Raw genomic sequence first — 13,929 nt, 5'->3', positions numbered from 1 at the left:
CGTTTCGGCATACCTCGTCATCGACCTCGTCCGGGCCGGCCGTGCTCATCCGCCCCACCGTCATAGTCCAGCTCGGTCGATGCGTTGAGCGAATGATTGAGATGTGTCACATCACGCGGATTGATGCAGGACTCGACGACGGAGCGGCCCGGTGCATCCCCTCGACATCGACCAGCTCCGGACCCTGGTGGCGATCGCCGAGAGCGGCTCGTTCACCCGCGCGGCGGAGGCGGTGAACAAGACCCAGTCGGCCGTCTCGATGCAGATGAAGCGGCTCGAGGAGCGGGTCGGGCGCGAGATCTTCGCCAAGGCCGGCCGCGGCGTGCGGCTGACCGACGACGGCGAGCGCCTGCTCGACTACGCCCGGCGCATCGTGCGCCTGCAGACCGAGTGCCTGGCGACCTTCGACGAGGGCGACCTCGCCGGCCGGGTGCGGCTCGGCCTGCCGGACGACTACGTCGACCGCTACCTGCCGGAGATCCTCGGGCGCTTCGCCCGCACCCATCCGCGGGCCGAGGTCACGGTGATCTGCGAGCCCACCGACATGCTGGCCGAGCGGATCGCCGCCGGCGACATCGACCTCGCCATCGTGACAGAAGCCAAGGGCCGGCGGCCCATCGAGACGATCCGTACCGAGGCGCTGCTCTGGGTCACGTCGAGCCGCCACGCCGTCCATGCCGAGCAGCCGGTGCCCCTCGCCCTCGGGCGGCCGGCCTGCAACTGGCGCCGGGCCGCGATCGAGGCGCTGGAGCGCGGGGGCCGGCAGAGCCGGATCCTGTTCGTCAGCTGGAACTCGACCGCGGTCGGGGCCGCGGTGCTGGCGGGGCTCGCCGTCTCGGTCCTGCCCGAGAGCGCGCTGCGCCCCGGCATGCGGGTGCTCGGGCCGCAGGAGGGCTTCGCCGCCCTCCCGGCCTGCCGTATCGGGCTGATGCGTCACCGCTCCGGCGAGCCCAACCCGCTGGCCGACATCCTGGCCGGGCAGATCCGGCAATGCCTGGACAATCTCGGGCTGGCGGCGGAGTGACGGGCGGAGGATCCGGTCCTCAGCGCAGAGCGGTGACGACGCTGTTGCTCAGGTTGCTGTAGAGGCCGCCGGCCGTGTTGCCGTAGACGGAGAGCGCACCCATCAGCGCGAGGACGATCAAGGCCGCGATGAGCGCGTACTCGATCGCCGTCGCGCCGGATTGCTCACGCCGGAAGCGGCGAAGCGCCTCCGTCACCCGCGATCTGCCACGCACGTCGAGTTCTCCCGGTCCGCCGCGTCGGACCATAGGCGAGACCCCCTCACCGAGGGTTAATCCGGGGAGCTAATCCGACGCCGCGATCTCCATCGCCGGGCAGGCCTTCCGATCCGAGCCGTGACTGACGCAAGGTCATTTAGGTCTTCGAGGCCGCGGAGCAGTCTGACGCAAAAGAAGCGCCGCTCCCATCGCGAAAGGGAAGCGGCGCCTCGCCTGCATCCTCGAAGGGCATCGCATCCCGCGCGGCGGGACGCGGGCCGCCTCAGGCCTTGCCGGTCTCCTTGCGCAGGGCGTCGATGCGCTGCGAGGCCTCGGCCTTGTCGAGGTCGGGATCGTAGGCATCCTCATCCTTCGCCTGCTCGGCCAGGGTCTTGAGGTAGGAGGCCTGCGCCCCGGTCATCGGTTCGGAGCCGGTGGTCCAGTCCTTCGGATCCTTGATGCGGTTCGAGGTGTCCTTCGGGTCCTGCTTCGGGTGCTCGGTCTCGCGGTGCTCGGTCTCGGCCTGCTTGGTCTCGGCTTGCTTGGTCTTGGCGGTCATGAGGGCTGCCCGTGTTCTCTGAATGTTCCAGCCAGACAACGGGGAAGCCCCGGTCCGCGTTCCCGGTCCGAGCGCCGCAGGCGCGGCTTGTCCCCGCAAAACCCGCGAACCGGGACCGGGAGACGAGAAGGCCCCGGGCGGTCTCCCGCCCGGGGCCTTCTCGTTCACGCCATGGAGGCTCGGGCGCCCGTTCAGGCCGCCTTCGTTCAGGCGGCTTTGGCCCGCGGCTGCACCTCGGCGGAGTAGTCGTCCATCAGGGTCTTGGTCATCGCCGCCGGGGTGAAGCGGTACTGGGCGATCTCCGAGACCGGGGTGACCTCGGCGGCCGAGCCGGTGATGAAGCACTCGGTGAAGCCCGCCATCTCCTCGGGGCGGATGCGCCGCTCGACCACCTCGTAGCCGCGGCGCTTCGCCAGATCGATCACGGTCTGGCGGGTGATGCCGTTGAGGAAGCGGTCGGCGGTCGGGGTGTGGATCACCCCGTCCTGGATGAAGAACACGTTGGCGCCGGTGCACTCGGCGACGTTGTCCTCCCAGTCGAGCATCAGGGCGTCGGCGTAGCCCTTGTTCTCGGCCCGGTGCTTGGAGATCGTGCAGATCATGTAGAGGCCCGCCGCCTTCGAGGCCGACGGCGCGGTGCGCGGGTCGGGCCGGCGGTAATCGGCGAGGTCGAGCCGGATGCCCTTCATCTTGGTCGCCGGGTCGAAGTAGCTCGGCCATTCCCACGCCGCGATGGCGAGGTGGATGGTGTTGTGCTGCGCCGACACGCCCATCATCTCCGAGCCGCGCCAGGCGACCGGGCGGAGATAGGCGTCCTGGAGGCCGCTCTCCTTCAGCACCAGCCGCTTGGCGGCGTCGATCTCGGCCACCGAGTACGGGACCTCGAAGTCGAGGAGCTCGGCCGAGCGGCGCAGGCGCTGCGAATGCTCGGTGCACTTGAAGATCTCGCCGCCATAGGCGCGCTCGCCCTCGAACACGCTGGAGCCGTAGTGCAGGCCGTGGCTGAGTACGTGAATCTTCGCGTCCGCCCACGGCACCATGCGGCCGTCGACCCAGATGTGGCCTTCACGCTGGTCGAAGGGAATGACGGACATGACGATGATCCTCGTATGCGTTCGTTTCCGCCTGGCTGGTTCTCGCGCAACGTTCGTGCTTGAGCGGGGCGCGGGGCGTACGTTCGTTTCGCCGGCGGGGTTGACGGGTATCAATGGGGCTGAGATATGTCAACAAGACTGACATAAATGACGAGGGCCCGCGAAGCCCCGCTTCCGCGAAGAGGTGCGACCCGTGACCCAGGCCGCCCGGACCCGTCCGGCCCCCATCCCGGACGCCGCCAACGAGGACCTGCCGGAGGTAGGCTACTCCCCGGACAAGCCCGCGCAAGACCTTTCCGGGCAAGACCTTGCTGAAGGCGGCGAGGTGCCGGCCTACGACCTGATCGAGCTGCTGTTCTTCGCCTATCGCGACTTCGTCGCCGATCCCGACCGGATCCTCGCCGAGTACGGCTTCGGCCGCGCCCACCACCGGGTGCTGCACTTCGTCGACCGCCATCCCGGCCTCACCATCGCCGAACTCCTGGATATCCTGCGGATCACCAAGCAGAGCCTGAACCGGGTGCTGAAGGAATTGATCGAGCAGGGCTACATCGCGCAGCGGACGGGCACGAGCGACCGCCGCCACCGCCTCCTCACCTGCACGCCGCAGGGCCGGCAGCTCGCCCATCGCCTCGCCGGCGTCCAGGGCCGGCGGGTCCGCCGGGCGCTGGAAGAGGCCGGCCCGTCCTTGCGCGAGCCGGCGAGCCGGTTCCTGCTCGCGATGATCGAGCCGGAGGAGCGCGCGGCGGTGCGCCGGCTCATCGCCGGCGGCGAAGCCTCGCCCGAGACGGTCGCGGCCGAGGGCGAGGCCCGCTCGTGAGCGCCGGCCCCGCCCTCAGCGTCCGGGCCGAGTTGCCCGACCACGCCCCCCACATCCTGGTGGTCGACGACGACCGCCGCCTGCGCGACCTGCTCGCCCGCTTCCTCGGCGAGAACGGCTACCGGGTGACCGCGGCCGCCAGCGCCGCCGAGGCGCGGGCGCGGGGCCGCAGCCTCGTCTTCGACGCGGTGGTGCTCGACGTGATGATGCCGGGCGAGACCGGCTTCGACTATGCCCGCCAGATCCGCCTCACCTCGCAGGTGCCGATCCTGATGCTCACCGCCCGCTCGAACCCGAACGATCGGGTCACCGGGCTCGAGATCGGCGCCGACGATTACCTGCCGAAGCCGTTCGAGCCGCGGGAACTGATCCTGCGCCTCAACAACATCCTGCGCCGCAGCGCCCGGGGGCCGGCCGACGGCACGGCTGCCCCCCTCGACGCGGTGCGGTTCGGGCCGTTCCAGTTCCGGATCGAGCGCGGCGAGCTGACCCGCGACGAGGAGGCGATCCGCCTCTCCGAGCGCGAGCGCGAGATCCTGACCATCCTGGCGCTCGCCCGCGGCGGCAACGTCGAGCGCGAGGCGCTGACCGGCACCAACGGCGCCGCCAACGAGCGCACCGTCGACGTGCAGATGAACCGCCTGCGCCGGCGCATCGAGGACGACCCGGCGAACCCCCGCTACGTGCAGACCGTGCGCGGCGTCGGCTACCGCCTGGTCCTGGACTGAGCCGACCTGCGTCGGCTCAGATTTCTTTGCCGCAGGTTTTTATCGCAAAACCGGAGGCCACTTTTGCGAAACCTGCTCAGGCCGATGCCCGGCCCCACCCTCGCCGGGACGCTGCCGACGCCCCGGCGGGCCTGGCGCCGGCTCGGCCGCGTGATCGGCGACCGGCTGCCGAAGGGGCTCTACGCCCGCTCGCTCATCATCATCATCGCCCCGATGGTGCTGCTGCAATCGGTGATCGCCTACACCTTCATGGAGCGGCACTGGCAGCTGGTGACGCGGCGCCTCTCGGCCGCCGTCACCGCCGACGTCGCGGCGCTGATCGACATCTACGAGAGCTATCCCCAGGACAAGGGCTCCGAGACCCTGGAGCGGATCGCCAGCGAGCGGCTGAACCTCGACGTCGACATCCTGGAGGGCGCCGCCCTGCCGGCGCCGGGCCCGCGGCCGTTCTTCTCGCTCCTCGACGAGGCCCTGTCCGACGAGCTGCGCCGCCAGATCGCCCGGCCGTTCTGGATCGACACGGTCGGCCGCTCCAGCCTGATCGAGATCCGGGTCGAGATCCCCGGCGGGGTGATGCGGGTGATCGCCCGGCGCAGCCAGGCCTACGCCTCGAACTCGCACATCTTCCTGCTCTGGATGGGCGGCTCCTCGATGGTGCTGCTCGGCGTCGCGATCCTGTTCCTGCGCAACCAGATCCGGCCGATCCTGCGCCTCGCCGACGTGGCGGAGAGCTTCGGCAAGGGCCGCGAGCTCGATTTCCGCCCCCGCGGCGCCCGCGAGGTGCGCAAGGCCGGCCACGCCTTCATCGAGATGAAGCGGCGCATCGAGCGGGCGATGGAGCAGCGCACCACGATGCTCAACGGGGTGAGCCACGACCTGCGCACCATCATCACGCGCTTCCGGCTCTCCCTGGTGCTGCTGCCGCAGACGCCCGAGATCGACGACCTGCAGCGCGACGTCGACGAGATGAGCCGGATGCTCGAGGCCTACCTCGCCTTCGCGAAGAGCGATTCCGGCGAGCCGGCCGCGGCCATCGACTTGCGGGCGCTGCTCGAGGACGTGCGCACCGACGTGGAGCGTCTGGGCGGCCACGTCTCCGAGGTGACGCTGGAGGGCCAGTCGACCGTGACGGTGAGGCCCGACGCGTTCCGGCGCTGCCTGTTCAACCTCGCCTCCAACGCCGCCCGCTACGGCGACACGATCGCGATCACCGCCCGCCAGGAGGCGCGCTGGCTCGCGGTCTCGATCGACGACGACGGCCCGGGCATCCCGCCCGAGCTGCGTGAGGAGGTGTTCAAGCCCTTCGTGCGCCTCGACGACGCCCGCCAGGATGCCGGCGGATCGGGCCTCGGCCTCGCCATCGCCCTCGACATCGCCCGTGCGCATGGCGGCGACGTGGCGTTGCACGATTCGCCGCTGGGGGGCCTCAGGGCGACGGTGCGGGTGCCGGCCTGACGGCGAGCCGACCCTCGCCTGACGGGAATCCACGTGCGGAACGCTAGAGCACTTCACGATCGCGCTGCCATCGCGAAGCTCTCTAAGTCTTTGTTTTATCGCATTTTATTCGACGAACCGGCATCCACTTCGTCGGAAAACGCGCGAACACCCCGTCTGCAACCGTGAACCGCCATGGTAAGCCCCCGCCGGATCGGGGGAGCGGGACGATGAACGAGGCGGAACGGACGGCACCGGCCCCTCAGGTCGGCCTGGCGGCCGTCATTCTGGCGGCGACGCTCGACGACCCGCGCGTCCTCACCGTGCCGGTGGCGGGCCAGCCCGAGGGCCGGGGCGAGGGCCTGCCGGCCGGCCCCCTGGAGCCGGCGCATCCCACCCTGGAGCGGGGCTTGCGGGCCTGGGTCGAGCGCCAGACCGGCCAGAGCCTCGGCTATGTCGAGCAGCTCTACACCTTCGGCGACCGCAACCGCCGGCGGCCGGACGAGGGGCCTGGGGCCGCGGGAGAGGGTGGGCAGCACGCCCTCTCGGTCGCCTACCTCGCCCTGGTGCGGGAGGCCCGGCCCGCCGCGGATTCCGCCTGGCAGAGCTGGTACCGCTACTTCCCCTACGAGGACCGGCGCGCGGGCCGGCCCGCCGCCCTCGACGCGATCGGTGACCGGCTCGACGCCTGGGCCGAGGCCGCTCCCGATCCCGAGGAGCGCCGGCGCCGGAGCGACCGGATCGGCCTGACCTTCGGGGCGGCGGGGAGCGGCTGGAACGAGGAGCGGGTGCTGGAGCGCTACGAGCTCCTGTTCGAGGCCGGCCTGGTGCCGGAAGCGGGCGCCGAGGGAGAGGACATCCGCGGCCTGACCGGCCAGCCCATGGCCCTCGACCACCGCCGCATGCTCGCCACCGCCCTCTCGCGCCTGCGCGGCAAGATCAAGTACCGGCCCGTCGTGTTCGAGCTGATGCCGCCGGCCTTCACCCTGGGCCAGCTCCAGCGCGTGGTCGAGGCCCTGTCGGGCACCCTCCTGCACAAGCAGAACTTCCGCCGCCTCGTCGCCCAGCAGGGCCTCGTCGAGGAAACGGAGGCGGTCACCGCCGAGACCGGCGGCCGACCCGCCCGGCTGATGCGCTTCCGCCGCGAGGTGCTGCTCGAACGACCTGCCCCGGGCCTGCGGCTGCCGTCGAGCCGGATGGGGTGACGGAGGAGCGCGGGCTGTCCGCGTCGTCATGCCGCACTTATGCTCAGATCCAACATATATGGACAGACCGGAATCCGGGGACTAGCCTAGCCGGGTAAATACTCATTTTGAGCATAAATCGGGAGGCGAGAATGGATGCGGCACCCCTCGACCGGGCCGGGACCCCGTCCCAGGCGGACCTCTACGCGCGGGTGCGCCACCATGTGCCGGCGATCGAGTGGCCGGCGCTCGCCGCGGACGTGGCGGCGATCCGGTCACTCAAGCGGGAGCGCAACGCCGTGGTGTTGGCGCACAATTACCAGGCGCCGGAGATCTTCCACACCGTGGCGGACATCGTCGGCGACAGCCTGGCGCTCGCCCGCGAGGCGGCCCGCACCGATGCCGACGTGATCGTGCTCGCGGGCGTGCACTTCATGGCCGAGACCGCCAAGATCCTGAACCCGGGCAAGACCGTGCTGATCCCCGATCCCGCGGCCGGCTGCTCGCTCGCCGATTCGATCACCGCCGCCGACGTACGGGCCTTGCGCCAACGCTATCCCGGCGTGCCGGTGGTCACCTACGTCAACACCTCCGCCGCCGTGAAGGCCGAGTCCGATCTCTGCTGCACCTCCGGCAACGCGAAGGCCGTGGTCGAGTCCCTCGGCGTCCCGCGGGTGCTGATGATCCCCGACGAGTACCTGGCCCAGAACGTCCAGGCCGAGCTGCCGGGGATCGAGGTCCTGACCTGGGCCGGCCATTGCGAGGTGCACGAGCGCTTCACCGCCGCCGACATCCGCGAGGCGCGGGAGGCCTATCCGGGCGTGACGGTGCTCGCCCACCCCGAATGTCCGCCCGCCGTGGTGGCGGAGGCCGATTTCTCCGGCTCGACCGCGGCGATGCAAGCTTACGTCGAGACGCGCCGGCCGGCGCAGGTGGTGATGATCACCGAATGCGCGATGGCCGACAACCTGGCCTTGCGCAATCCGGACGTCGCGTTCGTCAAGCCGTGCAACCTCTGCCCGCATATGAAGCGGATCAGCCTGGAGAAGATCCGGCGCAGCCTGGAGACCCTGACCCACGAGGTCACGGTGCCGGACGACCTGATCGTCCCGGCCCGCCGCGCGGTCGAGCGCATGCTGGCGGTGCGGGCATGAGTGCCGACCACGTCGTCGTGATCGGGGCCGGAATCGCCGGCCTCGCCACGGCCCTGCGGCTCGCGCCGCTTCCCGTCACGCTGCTCAGCGCCGCGCCGCTCGGCGAGGAGACCGCGACCGCCTGGGCGCAAGGCGGCATCGCGGCGGCGATCGGGGCGGATGACGATCCGGCGCTCCACGCCGCCGACACCCTCGGTGCCGGCGCGTCCTTGAGCGATCCGGAGGTGGCGCGGCGCGTCGCCGAGGCCGGCCCCGGCCTGGTGGCGTGGCTCTGCGGGCTCGGCCTCGCCTTCGACCGCGGGCCCGACGGCACGCTCGCCCTCGGCCTGGAGGCGGCCCATGGCCGGCGCCGGATCGTGAAGGCCGGGGGCGACGCCACCGGCGCGGCGGTTCTGCGCACCCTCGCCCGGGCGGTCTCGGCCTGCCCGTCGGTGACGGTGACGGTCGGGCGGGCGAGCGCGCTCATGCAGGACGGCGCGGGCCGGGTGACCGGCCTCGTCGCCCGGACTGGGCGGGGCAAGGTCGCCATGCCGGCGCGGGCCGTGGTGCTGGCGACCGGCGGCCTCGGCGGGCTCTACCGCTCGACCACCAACCCGGCGGGTGCGACCGGCTCCGGCCTCGCCCTGGCGGCGCGGGCGGGCGCGGTGCTCCGCGACGTCGAGTTCGTGCAGTTCCACCCGACGGCGATCGCGCTGGCGACCGACGGCCCCCTGCCGCTCGCCACCGAGGCCCTGCGCGGCGAGGGCGCGGTGCTGGTCGATGCGGGCGGGAACCGGGTGATGGCCGGCATCAGCGGGGCGGAACTCGCGCCCCGCGACGTGGTCGCCCGGGCCATCGCGCTGCGGACCGGGCGCGGCGAGGCGGTGTTCCTCGACGCCCGCCGCCTCGACGTCGCACTCCGCTTCCCGACCGTCGCCGCGTTCTGCCGCGCCGCCGGACTCGATCCGGCGGTGACACCGATCCCGGTGCGGCCGGCCGCCCACTACCACATGGGCGGGATCCGGGTGGATGGGCGCGGGCGCAGCTCGCTGCCCGGCCTGTGGGCCTGCGGCGAGGTCGCCGCGACCGGCCTGCACGGGGCCAACCGCCTCGCCAGCAACTCGCTCCTCGAGGCGATGGCCTTCGCAGCGACGATCGCGGCGGACATCCGGAACACGGAGGGCTGCGCCGCCGGCCCCGGCCACACCCCGGAGGAGACCTCCGGCCCGGAGGCGCTGCCGGAAATCCGCGCCGTGATGGAGGCGCATGTCGGGCTGGTGCGCGAGGCTGCCGGCCTCACGTCCGCGGTCGTGCGCCTCGCCGCCCTGGCACGCGACGGCTCGGCGGCGGCGACGGCGGGGCTGCTCGTGGCCGCCGCGGCGCTTGGCCGGGAGGAGAGCCGCGGCGCCCATTGGCGGGCCGACCATCCGGGGCAGCGCGCGCCCCGCTCGACCGAGATCACCCTGAGCCAAGCCTTCGCCGTCGCCAAGACCCTCGGCGATCCCCTGCCGTCCCCCCTGGAGGCCATCCGATGACCAATCCCCTCCTCTCCCCTTCCCTGCCGCGCCTGCTGGTCGAGCCGGTCGTGCGGGCCGCCCTCCTCGAGGATCTCGGCCGGGCCGGCGACCTCACCACCGACAGCATCGTGCCGGCGACCGCCCGCTTCTCCGGCGCCATCGTCTCGCGCCAGGCCGGCACGGTGGCGGGCACGGACGCCGCCGCCCTCGCCTTCGGGCTCCTCGATCCGGCGGTGAGCGTCCGGGTCCTGCGGCCGGACGGCAGCCCGATCGCCCCGGGCGACACGGTGATCGCCCTCGACGGCCCGGCGCGGGCGATCCTCTCGGCCGAGCGCGTCGCCCTCAACCTGCTCTGCCGCCTGTCGGGCGTCGCCACGGCGACCGCCGCGCTGGTCGAGGCCGCCCGGCCGCGCGGCAAGGCCCGCATCGTCTGCACCCGCAAGACCACGCCGGGCCTGCGGGCGCTCGAGAAGCACGCGGTGCGGGCCGGGGGCGGCGCCAACCACCGCTTCGGCCTCGACGACGCGGTGCTGATCAAGGACAACCACGTGGCGGTGGCCGGCGGCGTCGGCCCGGCGGTGCGGCGCGCCCGGGCGGGCGTCGGGCACCTGGTGAAGATCGAGGTCGAGGTCGACACCCTGGCCCAGCTGGAGGAGGCCCTGGCGGTCGGCGCCGACGCGGTGCTCCTCGACAACATGGCGCCTGAGACCCTGCGGCAGGCCGTGGCGATGATCGACGGCCGGGCGGTGAGCGAGGCCTCGGGCCGCATCACCCGCGAGACCGTCGGCGCGGTCGCGGCGACGGGGGTGGACCTGATCTCGGCCGGCTGGATCACCCACAGCGCGCCGATCGTCGATCTGGGGCTCGATGTGGCGTGACGGCGGTTGCGTGACCCGGGACGCCCAGGGCCGGTCCGGCCCGCGGCGCCCGCACAGGCCCCCTTCCGTCGGCCCGGGTCCGCGCGGCGGAGCCGGGCGGACGGTGCAGCGGTCGAGGTCTGCGCGACGGCTCGATGCGTCCTCCCCTCACCCACGGGCTCCTCCTGCGTGTCTGTTCGACTTGCCCGACAGCGTTGAACCACGCTGATGCATCAGAGCCTGTTCGATTGGCGCCCTCGTCGATCTTGCACAAACATCGACAACTCTCCTCGTCATCCCGGGGCGGGGCTTGCCGGGAACCCGGAATGACGATGGACGGAGCGAGTGAGGTTCTCTCAATCAAACAAGCTCCGACGACGCGCCATTGCTTTGATTCTTCCGCATCCCTTCGAGGAACCGGCTGTCCACTTCGCCGAACAACGCCTCCGGCCCCGACGGCGCGCACCCCGCACCATCGCCTGGGGGGCCCCGCGCGATCCTGCGAGCACCAGTGCCCCTCATGCGAATCCCGATCGCCGGCCTCGCACGCCGTGGCCGCATAGGCGCAGATGGAATTCGGCAAGAGGCACTTAACCGCTACACGCCGAGCGTCCGCGGCCGACCCGCGACCGAGCCCGGCCGATTTTATTAATGCCCGTCGATGATATTTTACTATCCTGACCTATCGTCAAAATCTTGAGACAGCTTTCCCATCGTCTCGGGATCGCTGGTCTCCTCTTCCGAATTCCCTGCCGCTCCAACCCGCCGGAAACACGAATCGTGTCGCTCAAATCCAAGTTGATCACCATCATCGTGGTGTTCTCGTGTCTCACGCTCGGCATGTTCGGGCGCGACCTGCTGCGCTCGCGCCAGGTCTGGACGACGTCGGAGCAGGTCGCCCGACTGGCGAAGATCGACGAGCTCCTGCTCAACGCCATGGGTTCGCTGCGCTACGAGCTGAGCTACGAGGTCGGGGTGCTGAAGCTCGATGGGGAGGCCGCGGCCGCGGCGGCAGCCCGGCTCGCGATGCGACGCGGCGAGGTCGATCGCGGGATCGCCCAGGCGCTCGACCGCCTCGGCCAGCTCGGCCCCGAGCGGGCCGGCCTCGGCGAGGCGACGGCCTCGGCCTATGCCGGGCTCCGCGCGCTGCGCGGCGAGGTGGATCGCCAGGTGACGCGGCCCAAGGGAGAGCGCGATCCCAAGCTCCTCGCGGACCTCTCCGCCCATGTCCCGGCGATGCTCGCGACGATGGACACCCTCGCGGACGCCATCGAGCAGCCGATCCGCACCGGCGATCACCGGCTGGCCGACCTGATCGAGATCCGGCGCAAGGGCTGGGTCGCCCGCGGGATGGCCGGCGACGCCGCCAGCGCGCTCACCCGGGCCCTGGCCTACCAGCGTCCCCTCACGGAGCAGGAGGCGACCACCATCCTCGTCCGGCGCGGCCAGGTGGAGGCGGTGTTCCAGCAGGTGGAGCAGGCGGTGCGCCAGCTGCCGGACGGCGCGGGCCTCGCCGCCGCCGTGGCGAAGGCCAGGACGACGTATTTCAGCGGCCGCTACGGCGAGATGGTCGGCCCCCTGATGGCGGCGGTGACCGGCCGCTACGAGACGAAGCTCACCAACGAGGACTTCACCCTGGCGGTCGTGCCGGCCCTCGACGCGCTGCTCGCCATCCCCTCGCGGGCGGTGACGCAGCTCGCCGGGGAGGCCGAGGCGGCCGAGACGGAGGCGAAGCGGGCCCTGGCCTTCAACGCCGTCCTGATGGCGGGGATCGTCCTGCTGACCGGGCTCGGCGCGGGCGTGATCGTGCGGGGCGTCACCCGGCCCCTGGACCGGATGACCGGGGTGATCAACCGTCTGGCGGCCGGCGACGCCGCGGTGACGGTTCCGGATCTCGGCCGCCGCGACGAGATCGGCGCCGTCGCCCGGGGCGTCGAGGTGTTTCGCCAGAACCTCATCCGCAGCCGGGCCCTCGAGGCGGAGACCGCCGCGGCCCGCGCCGACGCGGAGACGCAGCGGCGCGCCACGATGCACCGGGTGGCCGACGATTTCGAGGCCGCGATCGGCGGGATCGTCGGCCTGGTCGCGCATGCGGCGACGGAGCTGCGCGCGACGGCCCAGACCATGTCCGGCGCCGCCAGCGCGACGGCGAGCCAGTCCTTCACCGTCGCGACGGCGGCCGATCAGGCGGCGGCCAATGTCGGCACCGTGGCGGCGGCGGCCGAGGAGCTCGGCGCCTCGGTGGTCGAGATCGGCCGGCAGGTCCAGGGCGCGGCCGGCCTGGCGCGGGTCGCGGTGGGCGAGGCGGAGCGGACCACCGCCCTGGTCAACGACCTGAGCGCCACCACCGCGCGCATCGGCGACGTGGTGGCGATGATCGCCGGCATCGCCGGCCAGACCAACCTGCTGGCGCTGAACGCCACGATCGAGGCGGCCCGGGCCGGCGAGGCCGGCCGCGGTTTCTCGGTGGTCGCCGCCGAGGTCAAGGAACTGGCCAGCCAGACGGCGCGGGCCACCCAGGAGATCACCGAGCAGATCGGCCGGATCCGGGGATCCACCGACCAGGCGGTGTCGGCCATCGCGGCGATCACCGGACGGATCGAGGAGATTGACGCGGTGACGGTCGCCCTGGCCGGCGCCGTGGAGCAGCAGGGCGCGGCGACCCAGGAAATCGTCCGCAACGTGAACCAGGCCGCCGGCGGCACCGGCGAGGTGACGACGAACATCGCCGGCGTCGCCGGAGCCGCGGAGCAGACCGGGGCGGCCGCGGACCGCGTCCTCGCCTCGGCTTCGGAGCTGCAGCAGGAAGCGACGCATCTGGGCGCCGAAGTGCACCGCTTCCTCGACACGGTGCGGGCGGCCTGAGGAACCGACGCCGCGGCGCCGGGACACGACGGTGGCGGGTGCGGATACGGCCAAGCGGTCTGTCATGAGCCTGTTTGATTAGAGCCCACGGAGTTGACATCCTGCATGTCATTCCGGGGCCGCGCAGCGGAGCCCGGAACCAGACACTCAGGTGCTTCAGAGCCTGTTTGACAGGTTGCGCTAGTGTCCTGCATCTGAAGTTCGTGGCAAAGGCGTTGGCTCTGGCGCAGCTTCGAGTGTTCTGAGGCAGAAGCGTTTGACGCTGGCCAGGATGGCGTCGGCCGACTTCACCCACCGGAACGGCTTGGGATCAGCGTTCGTGGCCTCGATGAAGGCGCGGATGTCGCGTTCAAGCTCATCGACGGAGCAATGAACCCCACGCCGGATCGCTCGCTCCGTCAGCAGACCGAACCATCGTTCGACCTGGTTGATCCACGAGGCGGAGGTGGGGGTGAAGTGCACGTGATAGTGCGGGCGCCTGGCCAACCAATCGCGGATCAACTTGGTCTTGTGCGTCG

Annotated in this window: 12 protein-coding genes and 1 pseudogene; 9 read left to right on the top strand and 4 right to left on the bottom strand. The window is 71.7% G+C overall.

The window, feature by feature from the left end:
* Positions 1-151 precede the first annotated feature (151 nt).
* The gene (locus BM430_RS31480) at positions 152-1,024 is read left to right on the top strand and encodes a LysR substrate-binding domain-containing protein (protein WP_093571141.1); all 873 of its coding nucleotides are present in this window, start codon (positions 152-154) and stop codon (positions 1,022-1,024) included.
* Between the two features lie 19 nt (positions 1,025-1,043).
* Here the strand turns inward: BM430_RS31480 and BM430_RS31475 are convergent, their stop codons facing one another.
* The 3 genes from BM430_RS31475 to BM430_RS31465 all read right to left on the bottom strand — a co-directional run bounded on the left by BM430_RS31475 (position 1,044) and on the right by BM430_RS31465 (position 2,873).
* A complete protein-coding gene (locus BM430_RS31475; RefSeq protein WP_244539755.1) occupies positions 1,044-1,238 on the bottom strand; it encodes a Flp family type IVb pilin in 195 nt (64 codons plus the stop codon).
* Between the two features lie 265 nt (positions 1,239-1,503).
* On the bottom strand, positions 1,504-1,779 hold the full coding sequence (locus BM430_RS31470; RefSeq protein WP_093571139.1) for a DUF3072 domain-containing protein: 276 nt from the start codon (positions 1,777-1,779) through the stop codon (positions 1,504-1,506).
* A gap of 206 nt (positions 1,780-1,985) precedes the next feature.
* Positions 1,986-2,873: a branched-chain amino acid aminotransferase gene (locus BM430_RS31465; RefSeq protein WP_093571138.1), complete on the bottom strand. Its 888-nt coding sequence runs from the start codon at positions 2,871-2,873 to the stop codon at positions 1,986-1,988.
* Between the two features lie 325 nt (positions 2,874-3,198).
* Between BM430_RS31465 and BM430_RS31460 the strand changes: the two genes are divergently transcribed.
* The 8 genes from BM430_RS31460 to BM430_RS31425 all read left to right on the top strand — a co-directional run bounded on the left by BM430_RS31460 (position 3,199) and on the right by BM430_RS31425 (position 13,411).
* Positions 3,199-3,693, top strand: coding sequence for a MarR family winged helix-turn-helix transcriptional regulator (locus BM430_RS31460; protein ID WP_244539758.1), 495 nt, complete (start codon positions 3,199-3,201; stop codon positions 3,691-3,693).
* Positions 3,690-4,421, top strand: coding sequence for a response regulator (locus tag BM430_RS31455; protein ID WP_093571137.1), 732 nt, complete (start codon positions 3,690-3,692; stop codon positions 4,419-4,421). The genes BM430_RS31460 and BM430_RS31455 overlap by 4 nt, the downstream gene beginning before the upstream one ends.
* A gap of 84 nt (positions 4,422-4,505) precedes the next feature.
* Positions 4,506-5,876: an ATP-binding protein gene (locus tag BM430_RS31450; protein ID WP_093571136.1), complete on the top strand. Its 1,371-nt coding sequence runs from the start codon at positions 4,506-4,508 to the stop codon at positions 5,874-5,876.
* 209 nt (positions 5,877-6,085) lie between these two features.
* Positions 6,086-7,060: an NUDIX hydrolase gene (locus BM430_RS31445; RefSeq protein WP_093571135.1), complete on the top strand. Its 975-nt coding sequence runs from the start codon at positions 6,086-6,088 to the stop codon at positions 7,058-7,060.
* Positions 7,061-7,191: 131 nt separating this feature from the next.
* Complete coding sequence (gene nadA / locus BM430_RS31440; RefSeq protein ID WP_093571134.1) at positions 7,192-8,193, top strand: quinolinate synthase NadA; 1,002 nt, start codon at positions 7,192-7,194, stop codon at positions 8,191-8,193.
* Positions 8,190-9,707, top strand: a complete 1,518-nt coding sequence (locus BM430_RS31435; RefSeq protein ID WP_093571133.1) for an L-aspartate oxidase — start codon at positions 8,190-8,192, stop codon at positions 9,705-9,707. Before nadA ends, BM430_RS31435 begins: the two co-directional genes overlap by 4 nt.
* Positions 9,704-10,567: a carboxylating nicotinate-nucleotide diphosphorylase gene (nadC, locus tag BM430_RS31430; RefSeq protein ID WP_093571132.1), complete on the top strand. Its 864-nt coding sequence runs from the start codon at positions 9,704-9,706 to the stop codon at positions 10,565-10,567. Before BM430_RS31435 ends, nadC begins: the two co-directional genes overlap by 4 nt.
* A 759-nt stretch (positions 10,568-11,326) precedes the next feature.
* Positions 11,327-13,411 carry a methyl-accepting chemotaxis protein gene (locus BM430_RS31425; protein ID WP_244539754.1) on the top strand — a complete coding sequence of 695 codons (2,085 nt, stop codon included), beginning with the start codon at positions 11,327-11,329 and terminating at the stop codon, positions 13,409-13,411.
* Positions 13,412-13,591: 180 nt separating this feature from the next.
* Here BM430_RS31425 and BM430_RS31420 read toward each other — a convergent pair.
* Positions 13,592-13,929, bottom strand: a pseudogene (locus BM430_RS31420) (IS630 family transposase); the annotation flags it as partial.

Source organism: Methylobacterium sp. 174MFSha1.1 (assembly GCF_900116815.1).
In the GTDB taxonomy this organism is placed as follows: Bacteria; Pseudomonadota; Alphaproteobacteria; order Rhizobiales; family Beijerinckiaceae; genus Methylobacterium.
The sequence above is the reverse complement of the archived record's forward strand: the minus strand, read 5'-3'. Positions and strand labels throughout refer to the sequence as shown.

Coding starts and splice junctions, on each gene's coding strand:
- BM430_RS31470 (WP_093571139.1), bottom strand. CDS start 1,779: ATGACCGCCAAGACCAAGCAAGCCGAGACCAAGCAGGCCGAGACCGAG.
- BM430_RS31465 (WP_093571138.1), bottom strand. CDS start 2,873: ATGTCCGTCATTCCCTTCGACCAGCGTGAAGGCCACATCTGGGTCGAC.
- BM430_RS31450 (WP_093571136.1), top strand. CDS start 4,506: ATGCCCGGCCCCACCCTCGCCGGGACGCTGCCGACGCCCCGGCGGGCC.
- BM430_RS31445 (WP_093571135.1), top strand. CDS start 6,086: ATGAACGAGGCGGAACGGACGGCACCGGCCCCTCAGGTCGGCCTGGCG.
- nadA (WP_093571134.1), top strand. CDS start 7,192: ATGGATGCGGCACCCCTCGACCGGGCCGGGACCCCGTCCCAGGCGGAC.
- BM430_RS31435 (WP_093571133.1), top strand. CDS start 8,190: ATGAGTGCCGACCACGTCGTCGTGATCGGGGCCGGAATCGCCGGCCTC.
- nadC (WP_093571132.1), top strand. CDS start 9,704: ATGACCAATCCCCTCCTCTCCCCTTCCCTGCCGCGCCTGCTGGTCGAG.